At 64.1% G+C, this 23,036-nt stretch carries 25 protein-coding genes; 13 read left to right on the top strand and 12 right to left on the bottom strand.

The annotated features are described in order from the left end of the window. Window positions 1-3: 3 nt before the first annotated feature. The 3 genes from SPO_RS17545 to SPO_RS23125 all read right to left on the bottom strand — a co-directional run bounded on the left by SPO_RS17545 (window position 4) and on the right by SPO_RS23125 (window position 2,104). Window positions 4-873, bottom strand: a complete 870-nt coding sequence (locus SPO_RS17545) for a phosphotransferase (protein ID WP_011049147.1) — start codon at window positions 871-873, stop codon at window positions 4-6. Window positions 874-937: 64 nt separating this feature from the next. Then, the gene (locus SPO_RS17540) at window positions 938-1,606 is read right to left on the bottom strand and encodes a flagellar hook capping FlgD N-terminal domain-containing protein (protein WP_011049146.1); all 669 of its coding nucleotides are present in this window, start codon (window positions 1,604-1,606) and stop codon (window positions 938-940) included. Between the two features lie 3 nt (window positions 1,607-1,609). Continuing rightward, window positions 1,610-2,104: a flagellar hook-length control protein FliK gene (locus tag SPO_RS23125; RefSeq protein WP_044028753.1), complete on the bottom strand. Its 495-nt coding sequence runs from the start codon at window positions 2,102-2,104 to the stop codon at window positions 1,610-1,612. 2,060 nt (window positions 2,105-4,164) lie between these two features. On the opposite strand from SPO_RS23125, the gene SPO_RS17530 reads away from it, so the two are divergent. From SPO_RS17530 to SPO_RS17505, 6 genes are all read left to right on the top strand, one after another. Then, complete coding sequence (locus tag SPO_RS17530) at window positions 4,165-4,452, top strand: rod-binding protein (RefSeq protein WP_011049144.1); 288 nt, start codon at window positions 4,165-4,167, stop codon at window positions 4,450-4,452. Beyond that, window positions 4,442-4,801: a flagellar protein FlgN gene (locus tag SPO_RS17525; RefSeq protein WP_011049143.1), complete on the top strand. Its 360-nt coding sequence runs from the start codon at window positions 4,442-4,444 to the stop codon at window positions 4,799-4,801. The genes SPO_RS17530 and SPO_RS17525 overlap by 11 nt, the downstream gene beginning before the upstream one ends. Window positions 4,802-5,011: 210 nt before the next feature. Then, window positions 5,012-6,238 carry a flagellin gene (locus SPO_RS17520; RefSeq protein ID WP_011049142.1) on the top strand — a complete coding sequence of 409 codons (1,227 nt, stop codon included), beginning with the start codon at window positions 5,012-5,014 and terminating at the stop codon, window positions 6,236-6,238. A 66-nt stretch (window positions 6,239-6,304) separates the two neighbouring features. Then, window positions 6,305-6,682 carry a flagellar biosynthesis regulator FlaF gene (gene flaF, locus SPO_RS17515; RefSeq protein ID WP_011049141.1) on the top strand — a complete coding sequence of 126 codons (378 nt, stop codon included), beginning with the start codon at window positions 6,305-6,307 and terminating at the stop codon, window positions 6,680-6,682. Next, on the top strand, window positions 6,679-7,083 hold the full coding sequence (gene flbT / locus SPO_RS17510; protein WP_011049140.1) for a flagellar biosynthesis repressor FlbT: 405 nt from the start codon (window positions 6,679-6,681) through the stop codon (window positions 7,081-7,083). Before flaF ends, flbT begins: the two co-directional genes overlap by 4 nt. After that, window positions 7,080-7,877, top strand: a complete 798-nt coding sequence (locus SPO_RS17505) for a DUF1217 domain-containing protein (RefSeq protein WP_011049139.1) — start codon at window positions 7,080-7,082, stop codon at window positions 7,875-7,877. The genes flbT and SPO_RS17505 overlap by 4 nt, the downstream gene beginning before the upstream one ends. 13 nt (window positions 7,878-7,890) lie before the next feature. On the opposite strand, the gene SPO_RS17500 is transcribed toward SPO_RS17505, so the two are convergent. Further along, window positions 7,891-9,468, bottom strand: a complete 1,578-nt coding sequence (locus tag SPO_RS17500; RefSeq protein ID WP_011049138.1) for a DUF427 domain-containing protein — start codon at window positions 9,466-9,468, stop codon at window positions 7,891-7,893. A gap of 108 nt (window positions 9,469-9,576) precedes the next feature. Between SPO_RS17500 and SPO_RS17495 the strand changes: the two genes are divergently transcribed. After that, on the top strand, window positions 9,577-9,843 hold the full coding sequence (locus SPO_RS17495) for a hypothetical protein (RefSeq protein WP_158454188.1): 267 nt from the start codon (window positions 9,577-9,579) through the stop codon (window positions 9,841-9,843). Window positions 9,844-9,847: 4 nt separating this feature from the next. Here SPO_RS17495 and SPO_RS17490 read toward each other — a convergent pair whose 3' ends face one another. Further along, window positions 9,848-10,549 (bottom strand): winged helix-turn-helix domain-containing protein, encoded by a 702-nt coding sequence (locus tag SPO_RS17490; RefSeq protein ID WP_011049137.1) that lies wholly within the window; start codon window positions 10,547-10,549, stop codon window positions 9,848-9,850. After that, window positions 10,521-10,808: a hypothetical protein gene (locus SPO_RS17485; protein ID WP_193385768.1), complete on the bottom strand. Its 288-nt coding sequence runs from the start codon at window positions 10,806-10,808 to the stop codon at window positions 10,521-10,523. The genes SPO_RS17490 and SPO_RS17485 overlap by 29 nt, the downstream gene beginning before the upstream one ends. Before the next feature lie 179 nt (window positions 10,809-10,987). Between SPO_RS17485 and SPO_RS17480 the strand changes: the two genes are divergently transcribed. The 4 genes from SPO_RS17480 to SPO_RS17465 all read left to right on the top strand — a co-directional run bounded on the left by SPO_RS17480 (window position 10,988) and on the right by SPO_RS17465 (window position 14,926). Beyond that, window positions 10,988-11,464, top strand: a complete 477-nt coding sequence (locus SPO_RS17480; protein ID WP_030003262.1) for a hypothetical protein — start codon at window positions 10,988-10,990, stop codon at window positions 11,462-11,464. 97 nt (window positions 11,465-11,561) lie between these two features. After that, window positions 11,562-12,179: a ribonuclease HII gene (locus tag SPO_RS17475; protein ID WP_044028747.1), complete on the top strand. Its 618-nt coding sequence runs from the start codon at window positions 11,562-11,564 to the stop codon at window positions 12,177-12,179. A gap of 106 nt (window positions 12,180-12,285) precedes the next feature. Continuing rightward, entirely contained in the window at window positions 12,286-13,389 is a 1,104-nt protein-coding gene (locus SPO_RS17470) for a site-specific DNA-methyltransferase (RefSeq protein ID WP_011049134.1), read from the top strand. 160 nt (window positions 13,390-13,549) lie between these two features. After that, window positions 13,550-14,926 carry an adenylate/guanylate cyclase domain-containing protein gene (locus SPO_RS17465; RefSeq protein WP_011049133.1) on the top strand — a complete coding sequence of 459 codons (1,377 nt, stop codon included), beginning with the start codon at window positions 13,550-13,552 and terminating at the stop codon, window positions 14,924-14,926. Between the two features lie 6 nt (window positions 14,927-14,932). Here the strand turns inward: SPO_RS17465 and SPO_RS17460 are convergent, their stop codons facing one another. Beyond that, on the bottom strand, window positions 14,933-16,066 hold the full coding sequence (locus tag SPO_RS17460; RefSeq protein WP_011049132.1) for an alkane 1-monooxygenase: 1,134 nt from the start codon (window positions 16,064-16,066) through the stop codon (window positions 14,933-14,935). 60 nt (window positions 16,067-16,126) lie between these two features. After that, window positions 16,127-17,182, bottom strand: coding sequence for an A/G-specific adenine glycosylase (gene mutY, locus SPO_RS17455; RefSeq protein WP_011049131.1), 1,056 nt, complete (start codon window positions 17,180-17,182; stop codon window positions 16,127-16,129). Window positions 17,183-17,263: 81 nt separating this feature from the next. On the opposite strand from mutY, the gene SPO_RS17450 reads away from it, so the two are divergent. Both SPO_RS17450 and SPO_RS17445 read left to right on the top strand, forming a co-directional pair. Continuing rightward, complete coding sequence (locus SPO_RS17450) at window positions 17,264-17,770, top strand: DUF721 domain-containing protein (RefSeq protein ID WP_011049130.1); 507 nt, start codon at window positions 17,264-17,266, stop codon at window positions 17,768-17,770. Between the two features lie 14 nt (window positions 17,771-17,784). After that, window positions 17,785-18,453, top strand: coding sequence for a DsbA family protein (locus SPO_RS17445; protein WP_011049129.1), 669 nt, complete (start codon window positions 17,785-17,787; stop codon window positions 18,451-18,453). Window positions 18,454-18,455: 2 nt separating this feature from the next. Here SPO_RS17445 and lpxK read toward each other — a convergent pair whose 3' ends face one another. The 4 genes from lpxK to SPO_RS17425 all read right to left on the bottom strand — a co-directional run bounded on the left by lpxK (window position 18,456) and on the right by SPO_RS17425 (window position 22,977). Then, entirely contained in the window at window positions 18,456-19,457 is a 1,002-nt protein-coding gene (lpxK, locus tag SPO_RS17440) for a tetraacyldisaccharide 4'-kinase (protein ID WP_011049128.1), read from the bottom strand. Next, window positions 19,444-20,673: a 3-deoxy-D-manno-octulosonic acid transferase gene (locus tag SPO_RS17435; protein ID WP_011049127.1), complete on the bottom strand. Its 1,230-nt coding sequence runs from the start codon at window positions 20,671-20,673 to the stop codon at window positions 19,444-19,446. The genes lpxK and SPO_RS17435 overlap by 14 nt, the downstream gene beginning before the upstream one ends. 167 nt (window positions 20,674-20,840) lie before the next feature. Next, window positions 20,841-21,644, bottom strand: coding sequence for an inositol monophosphatase family protein (locus SPO_RS17430; RefSeq protein ID WP_011049126.1), 804 nt, complete (start codon window positions 21,642-21,644; stop codon window positions 20,841-20,843). Beyond that, window positions 21,631-22,977 carry a TldD/PmbA family protein gene (locus SPO_RS17425; protein WP_044029374.1) on the bottom strand — a complete coding sequence of 449 codons (1,347 nt, stop codon included), beginning with the start codon at window positions 22,975-22,977 and terminating at the stop codon, window positions 21,631-21,633. Before SPO_RS17425 ends, SPO_RS17430 begins: the two co-directional genes overlap by 14 nt. Between the last annotated feature and the right edge of the window lie 59 nt (window positions 22,978-23,036).

Genomic DNA, 23,036 nt, shown 5'->3' with positions numbered 1-23,036 from the left:
CGCTCAGCAGGCCGCCAGTGCCGCGTGCTCAAGCTCAAAGGCCGGGGCATAATCGGGCGCCCCATTTCGGGCGCGCCACCGGCAATAGGCCGCCATGCGCCAGTGAAACCAGGGCTTGAGCGACAGGTAACGCGCCACGGTGCCGGCGTTATCATAGGCGCTTAGAAACTGCTGCTCCTCTGCCGCTGTCAGAGGAGCGCCCCGATAGACCTGCTGCATGGCCGGCGACAGGAACATCGCCAGATCCTCGGCCGGGTCGCCGATGGCGGGACATTGCCAGTCGATCAGGATCGCCTGGTCGCCTGAAACCAACAGGTTTCCCGCAACCGGGTCGCCATGGATCAGGCAGGCGGGCCCCGGAGCGATCGTCGCTGTATGCGGCCGCGCTTTCAGGAGTAGTTCGCGGTCAGGTTGATCGCAACGAGACAGAATGGCCTCGGCATGCGTTCGGATGGCGGCGCTGCCATTGCACCCCGCTGGCGCCGGGATATCGAGCGCCCGCCTGTGCAGATTGGCCAGCATTCGGGCGGCGATCGCCGGGTCTGTCCGCCAAGGAGCGCCCGGGGCATGGTCGTAGACGACCCATGCCTCTTGCCCGAGCGCGCCCGAAGCCCGCAGTTGCGGGGCCAGCCCGGTGCCCTCCAGCCGGTCCAGGCAGAGCGCCTCGAGCTGGGCATCGTTGCCGAACAGAGGATTGTCGAAATCCCTGCGATAGAGCTTCACCACCAGGTCGTCGGCAGGGCCATGCAACCGCCAGACCCGGTTGGTGCGCCCACCATAAAGCGTTTCGAACCGGTCGCCGGTCTGCAACAGGCTTCGTTCGCGCAATTGCGCGACAAGACCCGGTGGCGGGATATGCTCTGTCTGTTCCAACTCGGCCTCTGGTTCTTGGCACGGGCAGTCCCGCCCGCCTTGGCAAACCGGAGCGGCGAGCAGATCAGCCGTTCGCGCGCACCCCGGTTACCATATTGGCCAAAATCGCCTGACCGCCCTCAAGGATCAAGATCACTTCGCCATTCTCGATCTGAGCTTCGCTTACCGGGTGATAGACGGCGGCGGCCTCTTCCAGCAGCAACTCGTCCGCCTTGTAGCTTTGCACTGCGAAACTGTAGAGGCCGTTGTCGCGTGGCTCCCCGTCATCATTCAAACCGCTCCAGCTTATCGGATCGGCGGAAACCGGAACTTGATAGCGCTCGACAGTCTCGCCCTTTGCGTCGCGAACCACCAGAAACGCCTTGTCTGCAGCGGCAAGAGGAGCGGGAGATATGGTAACGGGCGTTCCGTCGAAATTGGCCGGAGCAACCGCGCGGACCTCCTTGCCAATCCAGTTCGACAGTTTGGCCATATCCGTAGCACCCAGTTTTTCGACAAGGGCGGTCAGGGTATCGTTGGTTTTTGTTTGTTGCTCGACCATCGAAAACTGCGCCAGCTGAGCCGCGTATTCGGAAGAATCCAGAGGTTCGAGCGGGTTCTGATATTTGGCCTGGGTGGTCAGCATCCGGATGAACGTGTCGAAATCCGAACTGAGACTGCGCTTTTCCGGAGTCGTTGTCTGAGGCGCTTGCGACGTCGCCCCGGGGCGGGTGGAGTGTACAGTTTCAACCATGTTTCAAAGCCTCATATCCAGTCCGCCGGCGGAGATCCGGGGGCGATCCGGGGTGGTTCCGGTATGCTCGATATCGAGCGGTTGCCCGGCATGGGCATCATCCCCCGGCTGTCCGTGCCCACCGCCCCGCGCATCGGTTTGCGATCCTCCAAAGTTGAATGCGATGTCCTTGTAGCCCATTTCGCGAAACTCCGTCGCCAGCTGATCGATGTGGCGCCGCATCAGATCAAGCGTCTCCGGCCGATCGGTCGCGATCGTCAGGGTCAAGATATCCCCACGGGTTTTCAGGTTCATCTGAACCCGCCCCAGCTCCTCAGGGTCGAGTGCGATCTCGATGCTGCCGCTGTCGGGCTGATTGGTTACGGCCGTGGCGAGTTGCCCGGCAATCTGGCGGGCCGCTTCGGCGGGAGTCGCCGGAGGAGCCGCCGCGGGCGAGATACCGGACGTGGTTGGAGCGGCCAAGGCGATGTCCAAAGGCTGGTCGGGCCGGTGCTCCATGGCTGGTCCAGAGCGGACTCCCACCTGCACGACGGATGCCTGGTGGGGTGCTACGGTTCCAAACACTGCGGGCTGTGCTGCCTGGCTGGTGCGAACGCCCGGCTGAAGAGGCGGCGACGCAACCTCGCGCAGTGGCATTGGTGCTTCACCCCGTGGTGATATAGCCTCACGAGGTGGCGTTTCTGCCTCACGCAGTGGCGGTGCTACCTCATGAGGTAGCGGTGCGGCCACGCGGAGTAGCGGTGCCACCTCACGTGGCTGCAGTGCAGTCTCACGCAGTGGTGGCGCGGGCTCACGCGGTGACAGTGCGGTGTCAGATACCCTAACGGTTCTGTCTTTCGGGCCCGACGATTCGGGTGTGGTCGGTAGCTGGTCAGGATTGGTGTTGGGGGCACCAGCTTTGCGCTCCGCTATCACAAGCGGCCTCGTCTGGATATCATCCTGGGCAGATGGGCGCGGCATTTCCCGCTCATCAACGCCTCCGCTGGCCGGTTGCGCGACGGGCGCTCCGGTCTGCGACGCGGCGCTTTGCGCGGGCACCAGCCGGTCCGAAATGCCGACCGCGACAGGTGTTGGCGCCGCCTGGAACTGGGTCATCCGCTGGTCTGGTGCACCTTTCGACTGTGCAAAGACGCGGATCGGCTGCCTCGCTTCTTTGCCGCCAATGGCCTGTTCCTGCTGCAATCTGGGTGCTCCATCTCTGACCTTTGCCTGTACTGGCAGCATCTCGCCAAGAGGTTCCGTCTTTCTATCAGGGGTGGCTGGGGAGGCGGCCCCGGTTGCCGCGGGGGCCATTGGGGCGGAATCCGTGTGCCCGGCGCGCGGTGGCCGTGATTGACCACGCTGGGGAGGGAGCGAGGATATACGCTGCTCCTGGCTCGTGGACCGCGCTGGCCCGACCGGAACGGCCTCAGCAGCGTGATCTCGACGCCCCGGTTGCGATCGCTGATTCGCAAGCGGGCCAGTCAGCTCGGACTCTCCAGGATATGCCCGGGCCATTCCCTTTGCAGCGGGAGAGGCGGAGGCGGACTCGGAACGAGCGCTCGCATTTGCAACGGCCTCGGAACTCGTTGCAACGGCGAGAGAGATCTCTTCGGCTGTAGGGACCGGATTAAACTGGCTCGGGTCCCGAGTTTGGATCGATATCTTTCTGGCAGTCTCTCCTCCCTCATGCATTCGCTCCCTATCGCTGTCAGCAGGGGCGTTCTTGCTTTGGGGGGCCGCGAAATGAATGGTGCCGGGTGCGGTCGACGGGCCAGCGCCTTGCGCTTGTGAGGGTGCGAGTCTCATCTGACCATCACCGACAGGCAGCTCTTGCGGCGTACCGGCAGGATGTGGTTTCTCCGACCGGTCATACACCTTTGAAACGACTCGCTCTTGCGGCGCGGCCTCGGACACCGATGAAAAGCGGAACCGGAGCCAAGGGTCGGCTGGCAGTTCCCGGCGGGCGGCGGAATGTCCGGGCTGATCCGGTCGTACCAGTGTGGTCGAAACCGAGTTCTCGTTGCTGACCCGTGTTGAGCGAGGCCTTTCCGTCTGGCGCGTTTGGGCTGCTTGATCCGCGACATTCGGGGCCGTGTTCAGACGCTCGGCGGAACGGGTATCGCCGCGATGGGCATTTTCCTTGCGATCGCTGCTTTGAGATCGGCTTGCGCGTGGCGGTTCCTGCTGCGGAGCAAGCGCCATTGGCGCGCCCCGATCTTTGACTTTCGCCCCATCTTTGAGACTTTCGGTCTGCTCGCCGGTCAGGGTTTCTTCCTCGGCGACTGCGGTGTCACTCTCTTTGGTCACGGCATTTTCTTGGGGCGGTGCTGCTGTGATTCCTTCTTGGAACACGGCGGCGAAATCACCATGCGTGCGCCCGCTGCGCGGATCGGCTTGAGGGGCTGGCGCGCCTGGCTTTGCTGTCTGGCCGGCAAGCGGCAGGATGTTGGAACTCGTCAGTCCGGTCATGCGAATTTCTTTCGTTGCGAGCCTGACCATTGCCGCAAACCGGTTACGTTTATTTTAACCGCTTATCTGTCTGATCGGGAAAGTTCGAAACAATTTCGAGGCGCCCAATGGACATATCTACGACAGTCCCTATCGAACCCCGATCCGGCAAAGCGACGTCGCCTGACAGCGCCCTGCGCGCGGTCGCGGTCGAGCTGGAAGCGACGTTCCTGGCCGAGATGCTGAAGGCCTCTGGCCTGGGCAAGGCGCGCGATGCCTTTGGCGGAGGCGCCGGAGAGGAGCAGTTCTCTTCCTTTCTGGTCCGTCAACAGGCCGACCAACTGGCCAAGTCAGGCGGTATCGGATTGGCCGAATCACTCTTCAACGCATTGAAGGAGTCCCAAAATGGACAATGAAGACCTCGACGACTTGATCACCTCACTTGATGAGCTGCTGGAGCTGGAACGTGGCGCGCTGGTGCGCGGCGAACTGGATCAGCTGGGACGGATGACGGACGAAAAGGAAAGGCTGGTCGAACGAATCAATGCCGCTCCCGAATTGCGCCGCGACCAGCTGAGCCCGCTTCATCAGAAAGTGACCCGTAACCAGGCCCTGCTGAACAGCGCACTGGAGGGTATTCGGGCGGTCGCGAACCGCATGTCGGAACTGCGCAGGGTCAGGCAGGGGCTCGAGACCTATGACAGCGCAGGCCAGAAGCATCGCTTTGCGACGCCGGCCAAGACACGGCTGGAGAAACGGGCGTGATCGGGCAATTGAGTCAAATTCGCGGAATGCAACAGGCCCGCTTTAGCAATCCATTAGGGGATCGGGGGCAAATCTGGCGTCGCACCTCGGAATGAGTGTGGCGCGAGACCGGTTCCCGGACTTTCGCACTCGTCAGAAAGACGTTTCCGAACGCCTGAAGGGGCGGATGCAAACCCGGGCCAAAGGCCCACAAGATCAAAGGATGATGCTATGTCCAGCATTCTGACGAACAATGGCGCAATGGTGGCGCTGCAGACCCTCAAGTCGGTCAACATGAACCTGGGTCAGACCCAGAACGCCATCTCGACCGGCAAGAACGTGGCCACCGCCAAGGACAACTCGGCCGTCTGGGCCATCTCGAAAGTGATGGAATCCGACGTCAAGGGGTTCAAGGCAATCAAGGACAGCCTGAGCCTGGGTGAATCGACCGTCGCGGTTGCCCGCAACGCGGCCGAAACCGTGACCGACCTGCTGACCCAGATGAAGGGCAAGATCGTTGCCGCACAAGAAGACAACGTCGATCGCAACAAGATCAATGCCGACGTCACCGCGCTGAAAGACCAGATTTCGGCGGTTGTGGGCGCGGCCCAGTTCAACGGGCTGAACCTGGTCGACGGGACTGCCGCTTCGGCTTCGGTCCTGTCCTCGCTTGATCGTGACAACGCGGGCAATGTGACCGCTTCGTCGATCACCGTGACTGGTCAGAACCTGTCTACCGGCGGCTACACCGCAAAGGCGGTGTTCGATGCCACCAACACCGATGGTGTGTCGGCGGACGGTCAGGACACGTTCGGTTTCTCGCTGGATGCCAATGGCGGCACCGACGATAACGGCCAGATCGAGTTCGAGCCGCAGGGCACCGCCGCTTATGCGGCAGGTGACAGCTTCACCATTCGGCTTGGCGATACCGAGGTGAACTATACCGTCACTGCTGAAGACATCGCATCGACTTCCCAAGCGGATGTGATCGCGGTCGGCATGAAGGCGGCGATCGAGGCCTCCGGCGCGAATGTTACGGTGGACTACAACGCCGCAAACTCGGGTCGGCTGGTGATCACCAATGACGGCACCGACAGTCTGCAGGTGTCGGGTCAGTTCTCCAACGCCAACTCTGGCGGTCTGGGTGCGCTGGCGGCTATCGACGTGTCGAACTCTGCCGGTGCGGCAGCTGCCCTGGGCTCGATCGAAACCCTGATCGACACATCGATCGATGCGGCTGCGGCCTTTGGCTCTGTTCAGGGGCGGATCGAGACGCAGAAGACCTTCATCTCCAATCTCACCGACTCGCTGAAGTCGGGCATCGGTTCGATGGTGGATGCGGATATGGAAGAGGTCTCGGCGCGCTTGCAGGCGCTGCAGGTTCAGCAGCAGCTGGCGGTTCAGTCGCTGTCCATCGCCAACCAGGCACCGCAGTCGATCCTGTCGCTGTTCCGTTAAGCGATACGGCCGGGGCGTTCGCGCCCCGGTCCCCCTGCCGACATTTCCCAACAGTAAGGACATCACGTGAACGCGCTTCTTCAGGCACGACAGGCCTACTCGGCCGCTTCGGCTCCGACCCGGACGCCACGGAACATGGAATACGAAGTCCTGTCCCGGATCACTCACCGCATGCACAGCGCCGCCAAGCGCGGGCGCGCGGGATTCGGGGAACTGGTCGAGGCGTTGCACGAAAACAACCGGCTGTGGGGGGTTCTGGCGGCCAATGTGGCAGAGGGCGAAAACGCGCTGCCGCCTGATCTTCGGGCCCGGCTGTTCTATCTGGCCGAGTTCACCCAGGTACATACCAGCAAGGTATTGCGCCGCGAGGCATCGCCACGCCCCTTGCTTGAAATCAACACGGCCGTGCTGCGCGGCCTGCGTCAAGGAGGCGCGAGGGAATGAGCGGTTTGGTCCTGAAACTGGCGCCCAAGGAACGGGTGCTGATCAATGGGGCGGTGATCGAGAACGGCGACCGTCGTGGCAGATTGTCGATCATGACACCCGACGCCAATATCCTGCGCCTGCGCGATGCGATCCATCCCGAAGAGGCGACAACCCCGGTGCGCCGGGTCTGTTATGCCGCTCAGCTGGTTCTCTCTGGCGACAGCGATCCGGATCAGGCCAAGATGTCGCTTTTGCGCCGGATCGAGGAGCTGAGTCAGGTCTTCACCGATCCCGACAGCCGCAAGGCGCTGGCACAGGCGACCGAGGCATTGGTTGCGGATCACCCCTATAAATGCCTCAAGGCGCTGCGCACCCTTCTGCCCCGCGAGGAGCGCATCTTGGCGCTGCGACCGCAATGAGTTACCAGCCGGTTCTGATATCTGGCGGCATAGCCGGCTGGCGGTTCCTGCAGCGAACCTATGACGCTCAGGCGCAAAGCTTCTCCAATTCCACCGTTCGCAACCGCGAAAGCTCTTACTTCATGGAGAAGATCGGCCAGGTCAAAACGGCCGAGGACCTGGTATCGGACCGCCGGTTGCTTCAGGTGGCCTTGGGGGCGTTTGGCCTGGAGGACGATCTGAACAACACCTATTTCGTACGAAAGATCCTTGAGGACGGGACCACGTCGTCCGATGCGCTGGCCAACAAACTGTCCGACAAGCGCTATCGCGAGTTTTCCAAGGCCTTCGGGCTGGGCCCGGGCGAAATCCGTACCACTGGTCTCGTCACCTTCATGGAGGATATCGTTGCCAAGAACGAGGCGGCAGGGTTCGAGCAGGCCGTCGGCGCGCAGGATGAAACCATGCGGATCGCGCTTTATGCCCAGCACGAGCTGAAGGCCCTGGCCGACGACCGTTCCAGCGACAATGCAAAGTGGTTCAGCCTGATGGGCATTCCGCCGCTGCGCAAGATGATGGAAACGGCGCTGGGCCTGCCCTCGGGTCTGGGAAGCGTCGATATCGACAAGCAGTTGGAGATTTTCCAGGACAAGCTGCAGCGCCTGACCGGGTCGCCGCAAGTATCGCAGTTCACCGACCCGGAGATGGTCGAAAAGGTGACGATCGCCTATCTGGCCCGCTCGCAGATCAACAGTCAGTTTGCCGGTTCTTCGGCGGCCCAGAATGCCCTGACGCTGCTTGGCAACCTGCGTTGAACGGCAGTCGCGCTCAGCACTCCGGCTGCTTTGCCGGCAGCTTGGCCCGGTCCACTTCGACAGCATAGCAGGTCACGGGGTGGGACACGTTATGCAATGCGACCTCACCCAGAGGCAGGCAATTGCTGCAGGCGCTTTCGATGTCTTCGGACACCACGATCCTGTGGCCCACCGCCTTACCATAGTCACCCAGTCGCGCCGCGATATTTGCGGCCTGACCGATCACCGTGAAATCCAGACGCTCCTTTGAACCAACATTGCCATAGGTGACCCGGCCATAAGCCAGCCCGATCGAGCACTCCAGCGCAAGCGCGCCCTCGGAAGGCTGGCCCAGAGCGGTCACGATCTCGGTTGCCGATGCCATCGCCTGACGATGGGCGCTCTGCGCATCCACCCCGGCCGGGAATACCGCCAGAACCGCGTCGCCGATGAACTTCAGCACCTCGCCGTCATGGGCATGCACGATCTCGGAAACGGTCTCGAAGAACCTGTTGAGCGTCCCGATATAGGGGCCGCGACCCAGCTCCTCTTCAAGCCGGGTCGACCCGCGCAGGTCGCAGAACATGATGGCGGCGTCGATCTCGTCGCCGTCGCCGCGGCGGATTTCACCGCCCAACACCCGCGCGCCACTGCGTTTGCCTACATAGGTTTCCAGCAGCGACTGGGCGTTCTCACGCTGCATGAACACTTCGTAGAAACGACCGATCACGGCAGAGCATTCGAAGATCAGGCCCAGATTGGCGGTGGTGAACCCGTCAGGGTGATCGCAGCTCAGGGTCAGCACGTTGATGCGGCCATCGGAAAACGGCATCGGCATGGCGACATAATCGGTGGCACCTTGCGCGCGCAACTCCTGCATGATCGGGAACTCGGTCTCGGTCGGCCCATCGGCCAGCCGCTGCCGGACACCGCCCAGACCATTCGAGACATGCCGGAGCGGGCTGTTGGTAAAGGCCGGGTGATCGTGGATTTCATAGGTCGGCGCATAGGTCGAGATCTCGGCCTTGCCCTTCTCCCAGATGTAGTGCTTGCCCGCGATCAGCGGATGCAGCGACCAGGCCAGAACGCTAAGCCTGGACACTGCGATCCCGTGGTCCAGCATCTTTTCGGCGAGAGCGCGGGTGAACTCCTCGGCGGTGCGGAACGAGGCCGCGCCCCGCAAGAGCCAATCGACCAACGGGCCGCTGACATGGCCGCCCGCCGCCTCTTGCAGGGTGTTGTCACCCAGTTCGATCCGGGTGTGCGCCTGCGGCATGAAACCGACATAGCCGCGGATTCCGGCGCTTTCCGGCAGCGGCGTGTCATAAGACCAGACCGCGTTGGCGATCCGCTCGTCTCCGATAAACAGGTCGCGATAACTGGCGGTGCCCTTGAAGGGGCAAAAGGTCTGCAACTCGCTCGGTTCTCCCAATGGCACCAGCAGGTCCTCGCGCGGGATGTAGACGGTCGGCGCAAGGCGGGTTTCGTACATCACCTTTGCGCGGGTCGTCGCCGCAAGCAGCACATCGTTGCGATAGACCTCGACCTTGCCCTCGAGCGGCTCGATACTGATCTCATAGCTCTGGGCCCTTGGCGTGGCATGGACGTTCATCGACACCCTCCTGTTTGCCCGACAGGTTCTAGGATGGGGAGAGGTGGGGCGAATGCCAAGGGCACGAATTTGAAAATATCGGTGAGGCCGGTGATGCGATCGCTTCTGATGACGGTTCTTGTCAGTATCCCGCTTGTGCCCCTTGAGGCGCAGCAAAGCCTCTATCCGCAGCCGACGCGGGATCAATGCATCTGTATCGCGGTCTGCCAGGCGACGAACCGGCCCGCCTGGCTCTCGGTGCCGCCGCCACCGACCTGCTCGCATATCCGGGACGAACTGATCCTGGACAACCGTGCCAATTGCGCCTGTCCGGCCTGGCCGCCCGCGCAGCCGCGCCAACGCCCGGCACCGGGCCGCGAGTCCCCCAATCACTGATGCGTCAGACCATCTGGATCACGCTTTTCTCGATCGCCAGCATGTAGCCACGCTTGGCGATATTCTTGACCAGCAGGGCGCTGATCATCTGGTTGCCCAGCGTGTCGCGCAACCGCTTGATCCGGGTGGCACCAGCGGCCTCTTCGCAATCGGAGGCATCCCGGCCCGAGATCACGGCCTCGATCTGGGCGCCCGACAGCACGTCGTCGTCCATCCGCGCCTCGGCCAGCACGGCGAGGGTCTCGATGGCGGCGGGTGTCAGCTGGAATTCCATGTTGTTGAGATAGACCGTGTTCTCCTCGCGGCTGATCAGCAGCGAGGTCACCTGAATGCCGGTGCGCTCGATCTGCGCCATGCGCCGGTTGAGCAGCACCAGCATCACCAGAAAGGCCAGCGCCGCGATCATCATGGCACTGGCAAAGACCAGCAGCACGAAGATCACCATGCGATAGCTCGACAGGGTATCGGCAAAGGCGGTGCCGGATTGGGCCAGAATTTCCAGCAGCCGGATCTCGGCCTGGGTGGTCAGGTCGTTTTCGATGAACACCCGCTCGACCCGGGCGTTGAACGCGTTGGCGTCGGGCAGGGTCAGCAACAGAAAGGTGGCTGCCGTCGCCAGGATGACGACAATGGCGCCAATGCCGAAACCGATCAGCCGCGTGCCCGACCGGCGCGCGTCAGAAACGGAGAAAATAGGGTCCGGCATCGGCCTTCCTCTGGTCCAGTCCTTCGGGCCCAAAGACCGAAAGCACGTTGAGCAGGGTCCAGCCGGCGGCTTGCAGGCGGGCGGCGACCTCGGGTGCGGCCTGTCCGGCCGAGCAGCTGGACACCTGCATCACACCGTAATGCAGTCGCAGCGGTTGTTCCTGCTTGGCCTTGTAATCGGCATAGCATTCGGCGGCGCCGGCGCTGGCGGGGGCCGCGATCAGGGCCAGAACGGCCAGGGTTTTTGATAGCTGTCTCATGGACTGCATCCTGCGCCCTGAACCGAGGATATTCAATAACCGCAGGGCGATAGCGGGTCTGATATCGGATAACAGGGGGGCGATATTGCTTGTCCGGGCGGGGTGGGCGCAGGTTTGACCCATCACCACCGCCCGTGACGATGCGGGCCAGAGAACAGACAACCGAAAGGATCCCTCTCATGCACCGCAAGTTCATCGCCCTTGTCCTGTCCACCGCCATCGCCGTCACCGGTGTCTCTGTCAGCCAGGCTCGTGCCGCCGACGCACATGACATTCTGGGTGGTCTGGCGGCCATCGCCATCCTGGGTGCCGCCGTTCATCACTATGACAAGAAGAAGGACCGCCGCCGCCAGCAAGAGCAGGCCACCCGCAATCAGCATAACCCGTATCCGACACATGATCCGCATCGCCGCGCCAAGCCGCTGCCCACCGAGGTGGCACGCTATAACCTGCCGTCGCGCTGCCTGCGCGAGGCGGACGGCTATCGCGGGCAGGGGCCGGTGCTGGGCGCACGTTGCCTGTCGCGCCATTACGGCCACGCCAACAGCCTGCCGCAGCAATGCAAGGTCTCCTATTGGAATGGCGAGCGGACCCGCAACGCTTATGAGCCCAACTGCCTGCGCCAGTTCGGCTATCGCGTCGCCTATTCGCAATAAGATCGAGCAGATGGCCCGTAACGGGCCGCCTGGCAGGGGGCGCAGCTCCCTGCCTTTTTGCTTGTCCCGGGGCGTGAATTGCGGTCAATCAAGGGGTATGACACAGCCCGATTACCAACTAGAGGCGGCCCTGGCAGCGCAGGGCCATATCCGTATCGCTGGCGTTGACGAGGTCGGGCGCGGCCCGCTGGCGGGGCCGGTGGTCGCGGCTGCGGTGGTGCTGGACCCGGGAGCCATTCCCGAAGGGTTGAATGATTCCAAGAAGTTGACCGCGGCCCGGCGCGAGCGGCTATACGATATCCTGCATGCCAATGCCCAGGTGAGTATCGCCGAGGCCAGCGTCGAGGAGATCGACGCTCTCAACATTTTGCGCGCCTCGCATCTGGCGATGGAACGCGCGGTCGCTGCGCTGAACCCCGCGCCCGATTTCCTGCTGATCGACGGCAACCTGATCCCCGCCGGGCTGAGCTGCCCGGCAGAGGCGGTGATCAAGGGTGACGGGCGGTCGGTGTCGATTGCGGCGGCCTCGATTGTGGCAAAAACATGGCGCGATCGGCTGATGGTGGATTTGGCGCAACAGCATCCCGGCTACGGCTGGGAGCGCAACGCCGGATATCCGACAAAAGAGCATCGCTCCGCTTTGCAAAATCTTGGTGTAACCCCACACCATAGGCGTTCGTTCAAGACGGTACACAAGATATTGTATCAAGAGTAAATCGTAACCTCCTGATTCAAAAAAGAAATTGACCGCGAATCCCGTTTGACTCATCCTGTCATCAACCAAATGAGCGCAAAAAGCGCCGTGGAACTTGAGGCAGACCATGACGACGACCAAGACAAAGGGCGCAACCGCGCTCCCTTTAAACACGATTGTATCCGGCGACTGCATCGACGTGATGAACGCGATGCCAGAGGCGTCGGTGGATCTGATCTTTGCCGATCCGCCGTATAACCTGCAACTCAAGGGCCAGCTGCATCGCCCCGACAACAGCCAGGTGGACGCGGTCGATGACCACTGGGACCAGTTTTCCAGCTTTGCCGCCTATGATCAGTTCACCCGTGCCTGGCTGAAAGCCGCGCGGCGGCTGTTGAAACCCAATGGCGCGATCTGGGTGATCGGGTCCTATCACAACATCTTCCGGGTCGGATCGGCGCTGCAGGATGCGGGGTACTGGATCCTCAATGACGTGGTCTGGCGCAAATCGAACCCGATGCCGAATTTCCGTGGCAAGCGGTTCACCAACGCGCATGAGACGATGATCTGGGCCTCGAAATCCGAAGGCGGCAAATACACCTTCAACTACGAAGCGCTCAAGGCGCTGAACGAAGGCGTGCAGATGCGCAGCGACTGGGTGATGCCGATCTGTACTGGGCACGAGCGGATCAAGGACGAAAACGGCGACAAGGCGCATCCGACGCAAAAGCCCGAGGCGCTGCTGCACCGGGTTCTGGTCAGCTCGACCAATCCGGGCGACGTGGTGCTGGACCCGTTCTTTGGCACCGGCACCACCGGCGCGGTGGCCAAGATGCTGGGCCGCGAATTCATCGGGATCGAGCGCGAGGAGGCCTATCGCAAGGTTGCCGAGAAGCGCATCGCCAAGGTGCGCAAGTTCGACCGCGAGGCGCTGGAAGTCAGCGCCAGCAAACGGGCCGAACCGCGCATTCCCTTTGGCCAGCTGGTCGAACGGGGCATGCTGCGCCCGGGCGAAGAGCTGTACAGCATGAATCAGCGACACAAGGCCAAGGTGCGCGCCGATGGCACGCTGATCGGCCAGAATATCAAGGGTTCCATCCATCAGGTGGGCGCGCATCTGGAAAACGCGCCCTCGTGTAATGGCTGGACCTATTGGTGCTTCAAACGTGACGGCAAGACCGTGCCGATCGACGTGTTGCGCCAGCAAATCCGGGCGGAACTGGAAAACTGACCTCGTAAAACCCCAAGAATACCGCCGGTGCCTGTGGCCTGACACATGGCACTACACCTTGCCCCGCCGCATGTCGGCGGGGCTTTTTTCTTTGTCGCACCCGGTTACCAGCATGGCCTATTGTGCCTATCTGAGAGGGCAGGAACGAAGGAAAGCAACCATGACCGACAGCACAGTCGCGCCTCCGCGCCGTGAGCGGTTCTTCTTTACCCAGCCCGATGAGTTCGATTTCGACAACCGCTTTACCCAGGCGGCACTGACCAAGCACAAGCGCGAGGGGCTGGAACTGGCGGTGCGCGCGCGCTGGATCGCGATGGCGGTGATCGCTGTGCTGCTGGTCTTTGTGAACCCCCATTGGGACGTGGTCTATTATCACGCCATATTGGCACTGCTTGCGGTCAATGGCTGGTTCATCCGGCGGGCGGGGCGGGTCGGACAGTCGCGGCTGGAACTGCTGCTGATCCTGATCGACCTGCTGATCATGACGCTGGGCATGGTGTTACCCAACCCGCTTTCCGACGATGTCCGGCCACTGGCCATGCAATACCGGTTCGACAATTTCCAGTATTTCTTTGTCATTCTGGCCGCAGGCACGCTGGCCTATTCCTGGCGCACGGTGATCACCATCGGCACATGGACCGCGATGCTGTGGACATTGGGCTGGGTGATCGCCCGCTGGCAATCCGAACCGATTGCCGAGCTGAGCGCACGGGCACAGGCGGCATTTGCGGGTTTCCCCGATGTGGCCGAGCAGTTGGACCCAAACAGCTTCATGCTTCAGCTGCGGGTGCAAGAGGTGGTGGTGTTCCTGATTGTTGCGGTGACCCTGGGGGTGACGGTGCGGCGCTTCAACCGGCTGTTGACCACAAATGCCGGGCTGGAACGCGAACGCGCCAACCTGTCGCGCTATTTCTCGCCCAATGTGGTCGATGCGCTCAGTCAGAATGACGAGCCGCTGAAACAGGTGCGGCAAGAGGATATCGCCGTGCTGTTCATCGACATCATCGGCTTTACCCGCTTTGCCGCCGGGCGCGACCCTTATGAGGTGATCGAGGTGCTGCGCGGTTTTCACGCCCGGATGGAGGGCGAGGTGTTCCGTCACCACGGGACGCTCGACAAATATCTGGGGGACGGGCTGATGGCGACCTTCGGAACCCCGGTGGCCGGGCAGAGCGACGGCAGCAACGCATTGGCCTGCGCGCGCGCCATGGCCAAGACGATCGGGGACTGGAACCGCGAACGCCGCCGTGCTGGCGAGCCCGAGATCCGGGCCGGGATCGGCGTGCACTATGGCCCCGCCGTTCTGGGCGATATCGGCGCCAACCGGCTGGAATTCGCGGTGATCGGCAATACGGTGAACGTCGCCGCCAAGCTGGAAACGCAGACACGTGTCTATGACGCCTCGATCGTGATCAGCGACGATCTGCGCCGCAAGGTTCTTGCCGAAGGTGGGGCGATCCTGACAGATGGGTTCGACGAGCGCCGGGACGAGGCGATCCCCGGCATGGCCGCGCCGATGACGGTCTGGGTTCTGTAGAGTGCCTTAACGCGGCGCCGGGTTCAGTGCCTTGTTATAGGGCTTCCAGTCGGTGATCTCGGGGTAATACCGTTTCCGCCATGCCCGCACGCGCGGGTTCATTACCCGCCGCCAAAGCGGCGGGATCATCGCCGCGACCGTCATCACCGGATAGCCATAGGGCAGTTGCGGCGCATCCGCCTCGGTATGGTTTTGCAGCAGAGGAAACCGGCGGTCAGGCTTGTAATGATGGTCCGAGTGACGTTGCAGGTTGATCAGCAGCCAGTTCGAGGCCTTCTGCGCCGCGTTCCAGGAATGGCGCGGCATCACATGTTCATATTTACCCTCGCCCAGGTGTTTGCGGGTCAGGCCGTAATGTTCGACATAGTTCACCAGCTCCAACTGCCAGATCGCAATGCCCGCCTGCACCAGAAACAGGCCGATCCCGGCCCAACCTCCCAACAGCCCGGCCAGCGCCAGCATGCCCCCCTGCAAGGCCCAATAGCGCCAGAACGGGTTTGCCGGATCTGTCCATGGACGGTCCTTGCGGGCCAGCATCTCGCGTTCGGCGCGAAAGGCCGAGCGCAGGCATTGCACCAGAACGCGCGGATAGAACCGGTGGAACCCCTCGTTGTAACGCGCAGTGACCGGGTCGCGCGGGGTGCCCACATGGCGGTGATGCACCAGCAGATGTTCAGAGCGGAAATGCGAATAAAGCACCATCGCCAGCAGGATATCGCCCAGCCAGCGCTCGAAGCGGTTCTTCTGATGCATCAGCTCGTGCGAGTAGTTGATGCCGATGGTGCCGGTGATCACACCGACCCCAAAGAACAGCGCGATCTTTTCAAGGGTCGACAAGTGATCGGCGCGTGTGGCGTACCAGATCAGCCCGTAAAGCGTGACGAATTGCAGTGGCACCCAGAGCTTGGGCAGCAGGATGTACCATCCCAACGCCCCGTCTCCGGTCTGGGGATCGGCGTTTTCCTCATTCAGGCCCGTTACCTGGTCGTAGATGGCAAAGGCCCACCAGGTCGACAGCGGCACCGCCAACAGCCACCATCCGCCCTGGCTGGCCACGAGCCAGACCAGCGGGATCAGAAGAAAGGACAACCAGAACGGCGCGGCACTTTGCCAGCGCGCAAGGGTTTCCGTGGGGATCATCGCGGGCTCCACATCTGAATGTCTGAAACATAACCGTTTTTTCGGGGCCTGCCCATGACGCTATTGGCCGCGCCAGAGGTCGAAGGCCTTGCGCATCACTGTCGGCAAGTCCGATGGGCGAAAGGCGTGCTTGTCGACGATCACCAGCCCGTCGGGCGCCATGGTTTCGGGCAGCTGCGCCGTGTGAATGCGCAGGATCAGGTGGAAATGGGTAAAGGTGTGGCGCACCTCTGCGGGCAGTTCGCGCCATTGGGCCTCGAACGGGGGCGAGGGGGCAGGCGCCTCGGACCAGTCCGAGCCGGGCCAGCCCAGCATGCCCCCCAACAGGCCCTTGTCCGGGCGCCGTTCCAGCAGCCAGGCGCCATCGGCGCGCTGCGCCAGATAGACATGCCCGTGACGGGTCGGTTTGGGCTTCTTGGGGCTCTTGCGGGGCAGATCGGGCGCGGTGCCGCGCTGGCGTGCCAGGCAGGGGGCGCGCAACGGGCAGATACCGCAGGCGGGCGCGCGCGGGGTGCAGATCGTCGCGCCCAGATCCATCACAGCCTGGGCGTGATCGCCGGGCCGCGCCGTTGGGGTTAATGCGGCGGCGTGCTCCTTAAGCACCGGCTTTACCCCCGGCAGCGGTTCCTGCACATCGTAGAGCCGCGCCATCACCCGTTCCACATTGCCGTCCAGCACCGTCTCGGCCCGGTCAAAGGCGATGGCGGCGATGGCGGCGGCGGTATAGGGGCCGATGCCGGGCAGGGCGATCAACCCCTCGTAGCTGTCTGGGAACTGCCCGCCGTGCTCCTCACTCACCGCGCGGGCACATTTCAGCAGGTTGCGGGCGCGGGCGTAATAGCCAAGGCCCGCCCATTCGCCCATCACCGCCTCGTCCGGGGCGGCGGCCAGCGCCGCGACCGTGGGCCAACGGGCGGTGAAGCGGTGGAAATAGTCGCGCACCGCCGCCACCGTGGTCTGTTGCAACATCACCTCGGACAGCCAGACGCGATAGGGGTCGGGGCGCACGCCCGCTGCCCTGTCGGTGGGTCCGACCCGCCAGGGCATCTCGCGCGCGTGGCGATCATACCAGTCGAGCAGCGCGCCGCTCACGTCAAAGTGTTGGAGGTCGCGCACGAAATCTTCCTCTCATCTTTCGGTTTCACTGGTGCCCCGGTGTCTGAGCCTTAGAATAGCGGCAACAGAGTCGGATACCAGATGACAGGCAGACGTTCCTCGACCCGTGGCTTCAAGCGCACCGCCAGCGTGCTGGGTGACCAGATTCGCCGCACTGGCGAAACGCGCGGTTTTGCGGTGGGTCGGGTGCTGACCCATTGGGCCGAGATCGTCGGACAGGATCTGGCCGCGATCGCCCGTCCGGTCAATATCGGTTATGGCAAGGGCGGCTTTGGGGCGACGCTGACCGTGCTGACCACCGGTGCCCAGGCACCGATGCTGGAAATGCAGAAGGAACAGCTGCGTGAACGGGTGAACGCCGCCTATGGCTATAACGCCATCAGCCGGGTCCGCATCACCCAGACGGCGCCGACCGGTTTTGCCGAGGGTCAGGCCACCTTCGAGCACCGCCCCAAGGCCGCCACCAGCGCCCCGCGTCCCGAAATCGTGGCCGAGGCCGCGCGGGTGGCCGACGGCGCCAAAGATGAAGATTTGCGCGCGGCCCTTGAAAGGCTGGCCCAGAACGTTTTATCGAGACAGAAATCTTGAGAAAGGGCAGAAAGATGAACCGTTTGGGAACCTTGGTCTTTGCCGGTGTGGCGATTGCGGCGGGGGCCTATTGGCTGACCTTGCCGTCACAGGGCAACCTGCCCGCCAACCCGCTTGTCGGCAGCGCCGAGGCGCAGCAGGCCGAGATCGACACCTCGAGCATTGTCGAGATGGTGCAGGGCGCCGAGGACGCGCCGGTCGAGGTCATCGAATATGCCTCGTATACCTGCCCGCATTGCGCGGCGTTTCACGAAGGCCCCTACAAGAAGCTCAAGGCCGATTTCATCGACACCGGCAAGGTGCGTTTCATCTATCGCGAGGTGTATTTCGACCGCTACGGTCTCTGGGCCTCGATGGTGGCGCGCTGTGCGGGCCCCGAGAAATTCTTTGGCATCTCCGACCTGATCTACAAGGGGCAGGCCGAATGGTCGCGTGCCGGTGGCCCGGCCGAGATCGCCGAGGAGCTGCGCAAGATCGGCCGCCTGGCCGGGATCGAGAATGACAAGCTCGAGGCTTGTCTGGGCGACGCCACCAAGGCGCAGACCCTGGTCGCATGGTACCAGGAACACGCGACCCGGGATGACATCAACTCGACCCCCAGCTTCATGATCAACGGCAAGAAGGTCGAGAACCAGGCCTATGACGGGTTCAAGGCACTGATCGAGGCCGAACTGGGCAACTGAGCCTAAGGCGGGGGCGGCGCTGCGGCCAGCAGGATGGCGCGCAGCCTGTCCTCCTCCGCTACCTCCAGCCGGACGGGCAGGGTGATGACCTTGGAGCGGAACGCGGGCGGCAGGCGCACGGCATCCTTCTCGGTCGTCACCAACTGGGCACCCAGAAGCCGCGCTTCGTTTTCCAGCCGGGTCATCAGCGCCGGTGTCAACGGCTGGTGATCGTCCAGCGCCTCGGCCCGGCGCAGATCGGCGCCCTCGGCCCGAAGCGTGCGAAAGAACTTGGCCGGGTTGCCGATCCCGGCAAAGGCCAGCACCGGGGTCGCGGCCCAGTCCATACCGGTGCGCAGCGGCTTCAGCTCGGCAGTGACCAGCGGCACACTCAGCGCGGCGCCCCAGGTGTCGCGAAACTGCTCCTGTGCCTGTGCATCTCCCAGGGCCAGAACCAGATCGGCACGGGCAAGACCTGTTGCCACAGGTTCTCGCAGAGGGCCGGCGGGAATGCAGCGACCGTTGCCGAACCCTTGCGCCGCATCCACCACGACAATCGAAAGATCCTTGGCGACGCTCGGGTTCTGGAACCCGTCATCCAGGATGATCACGCTGGCCCCCGCCGCCGCTGCTGCGCGGGTGCCTGCGGCGCGATCCTTGGCCACCCAGACCTCGGCAAAGGCAGCCAGCAGCAATGGCTCGTCGCCCACCTGCTCGGCGCGGTGGCGGCGCGGATCGACCTGCACCGGGCCTTCGAGCGTACCGCCATAGCCACGGGTGACCACATGCGGTTCGTGCCCGGCATCGCGCAGCCGTTCGGCGACCCAGATCGCGCTGGGGGTCTTGCCGGTGCCGCCCGCGTTCAGGTTGCCGATGCAGATCACCGGTACCGGCACCGAAACCGGATCGCCCTTTGCCAGCCGACGCGCGGTGGCGCGGGCATACAGCGCGCCCAGCGGTGCCAGCAGCCGCGACTGCCAGCCCGGATGCGCGGGATCGTTCTGCCAGAACTCAGGTGCTCGCATGAACTGCCTTTCGCCGGTCCAGCCGGTCCTGCACCATTTCGATCAACGAGTCGGTCAGATGCGCGGTTTCGGTGGCCACCTGCCAACCGGCCAGCGCCATGCGCGCTGCCGCATCCGGGGCCAAAAGGTCGACGACCTCGCGCCCCAGCGCCTCGGCATCGCGCACCGAGCGCGCGGCACCGGCCGAGGCCAGCCGCACATATGTCTCCATGTGAGCACGCACATTCGGACCGTAAAGCAGCGCCGACCCAAGTGCCACCGCCGTCAGCGGATCGCGCCCGCCGGTGCCGAACTCGAGAGAGCTGCCCATGAATGTCAGCGGCGAGATCCGGTACCAAAGGCCCAGATCCTCGGCATGGGCGCTGATCACCACCTGGGTCGAATCCTCGATCCGGTCGCCCGCATCCCAATCGGCGCAGCGCAAATCCATCGCCTCAAGCCGGGCGCGCAGCGGTTCCGCCTCGGCCGGGTCGGCCACATGCACGATCAGCAAGAGCCGGTGCAGCAGCCGCAGCGCGTGGCGATGCGCGGTCAGCACCGAGATGAACTCCTTGGGCTGGGTCCAGGCCGACAGCCAGACCGGCCTGCCGCCCAGTGTCGCGTTGGTCTCGACCAGTTCCTCTTCTGGCCAGGGTGGCGGGTTGGCGCTGACCTGCAGCGGGCTTGAGACACGCACCTTGGCTGGCGGGATGCCAGCCCGGCGCACATAGCGCGCGGTTGCCTCGCCATCGGTCAGGATCAGGTCGAAACAGTCCAGCATGGTGCGCGTCAGATCGGGCAGCCAGCGGTGGCGGCGGGCCTGCAACTCTCGCTCAGAGACGTCGATCAGCAGCATCGGAATGCCCGCGCTGTCGGTCTCGTCGATCAGGTTGGGTTTCAGCGCTCCGCCCGACCACAGGCACAAATCCGGGCGCCAGTGATCCAGAAACCGGCGGGCTGGGCCCGGATGGTCTTCGGGCAGGACCGAAACCAGACCGCAAGGCGCCATCCAGTCATCGACCCGCGTGTCCGCCGGGATGGTGAACAGCAGGCTCAGATCGGGGCGCTGGGCGACCAGCCGTTCGGACAGATCGCAAAGCGCGGGGAAACGGCCGCGGTTGTTCACATGAATCCAGACCAGTTCACCCTTTGGCCGGGCCGGCATATCCTTGCCCGGCGGATGTACACCACGCCAGCTGAGCACCCGATAGGCCGCAAGGCTGAGAGACCGCGCCATGGCTCAGCCTCGCCCCGATGGTGAACGGCCATCGGATGCGCCGGGTCGCCGGTCGGTCGGGGCGGTGGATGCCATGCGGCGCTCCTGACGGAGAGGGGTTGAAATCGGCGGCACCCTAAGGGTTTGGCGGCCCGGGTCAAGCCATCGGGCGCGCGGGGCTGTTGCCGTCAATGCGCCGCAATACCCGCGCTGGCGGGGTCGAGGGCGCCGAACAGGCCGCGATGCACGGTGTGCCCACCGGCGATGACCCCGTCCAGCCGGGGCTTGGGATTGTTGAAGCGCAGGGCCGCACCGCTCCGGTCGGTACAAAGCCCGCCCGCCTCGCGCAGGATCAACTCGCCAGCAGCGATATCCCATTCCCAGCTGGGCCGCAGGGTCAGCATCCCGTCGAACCGTCCCTGCGCCACCAACGCCAGACGATAGGCAAGCGAGGGGCGATAGTCGCGGTGGAACGCGGGCACCTGGCCCCCGGTCCAGTGTTCCGGCTGCAGGTTGGGGCGCGCGGCAAGAATATGCGCCTGGGCCAGATGCGCAGGCGCCGAGACCCGGATCGGCGCGCCGTTCAGAAAGGCGCCGCCCCCGGCCGAGGCGGAAAACAGCAGGTCGCGCTGGGGCAGATAGACGGCGGCGGCAGTGACCACGCCCCGATCCGCCACCGCCAGCGCATGCGCCCAGGTGCGCGACCCTTCGGCAAAGCTGCGGGTGCCGTCGATCGGGTCGATGATGAAAACGCGGTCGTGATCCAGCCGCGCGGCGGTGTCCTCGGTCTCTTCGCTGAGCCAGCCATAGCCGGGGCGGGCCGCGGGCAGCATCTGCGCCAGCATGGCATTCACCGCCAGATCGGCCTCGGTCACCGGGCCCGCGCCATCGGGTTTGTCCCAGCGCCGGGCGTCACGCCCCGAATAGCGGGTGGCGATCTGCCCGGCCTCGCGGGCGGCGCGGATCAGCAGGTCGACGTCAGTTTCCGGCAAGCGTCATCCCCTCGATCAGGATCGACGGCACCACCCGCGTCAGCCAGGGCCGGGCATCGTTTGCCGGGATCATCCCCAGCAGCATGTCGCGCAGATTGCCCGCGATGGTGCATTCGTTGACCGGATAGGCGATCTGGCCTTTCTCGACCCAGAACCCCGAGGCCCCCCGCGAGTAATCGCCGGTGTTGGGGTTGATCGTCGATCCGATCAGCGAGGTCACCAGCAGCCCGGTTCCCATGTCGCGGATCAGATCGTCGCGGCTGGCCGTGCCGGGCGTCAGCGTCAGGTTCCAGTTGCTGGGCGAGGGCGGACCCGACACGCCACGGGTGGCATTGCCGGTCGAGGCCAACCCCAGCTTGCGTGCGCTAGCCAGGTCCAGCGTCCAGCCGGTCAGCACCCCGTCTTCGACAATGGCGCGGGCCTGCGTCGGCAGGCCCTCGGCATCGAAGGGGCGCGATCCAGAGACACGCGGGCGATGCGGATCTTCGATCAGCGACAGGGCAGCGGGCAGCACCTGCTCGCCCAGATTGTCCTTGAGCCAGGACGAGCCGCGCGCGACAGAAGCGCCATTTGCCGCCGCCAGAAGATGCCCGATCAGCGAGGCTGAAATGCGTTCATCAAACAGCACCGGATAGCTGCCGGTCGCCGGTTTGCGCGCCCCTTGCAGGGCCACCGCTCGTTCGCCGGCGCTGCGGCCGATCTCTTCGGGGCTGCGCAGGTCGGACTGATAGGTGCGGCTGTCGCCATCGGCGTCCCGCTCCATCCCCGTTCCGCTGCCCGAAATCGCCACGCAGGAAAGCGAACGCACACTGCGCCCGTAGCCGCCGGAAAACCCGTTGGTGGCGGCCAGGTGCACATGGTGCTGACCGTAAGCGGCGGCGGCATCCGACACCTGGGTCACGCCGCTTACCGCTGCGGCGGCGGTCTCGGCGGCCAGCGCGTCCTGCATCAGTGCCTGAGGGTCGGGTTCGGCGGCAGGGTCACGCAGGTTCAGCGCGGCAAGGTCCCAGCCGCGCGCCAGCTGATCGGGCTCGGCCAGCCCGGCATAGGGGTCCTCAGGGGCCTCGCGTGCCATCGCCACAGCGCGCTCCGCCATTGCGGCCAGCGCCTCGGGGCGGCTGTCCGAGCTGGACACGATCGCCTGCCGCTTGCCGACGAACACCCGCAGGCCCAGATCGGTCCCCTCAGAGCGTTCGGCATGTTCCAACGCGCCGCCGCGCACCTCGACCGAGACCGATGTACCCTGCACCACCAGCGCGTCGGCGGCTTCGGCGCCAGCCTGGCGGGCGGCGTGCAAAAGGGCGTGGCTGAGGTCTTCGGCCTTGTGCGGCATGGGCTGTCCTTTGCTGTTGTCAGGGAGGTAGCCCCCGCCGCCGCCCGCTGCAAGCCCCA

It is taken from the genome of Ruegeria pomeroyi DSS-3 (assembly GCF_000011965.2).
Lineage (GTDB): Bacteria > Pseudomonadota > Alphaproteobacteria > Rhodobacterales > Rhodobacteraceae > Ruegeria_B > Ruegeria_B pomeroyi.
The sequence above is the reverse complement of the archived record's forward strand: the minus strand, read 5'-3'. Positions and strand labels throughout refer to the sequence as shown.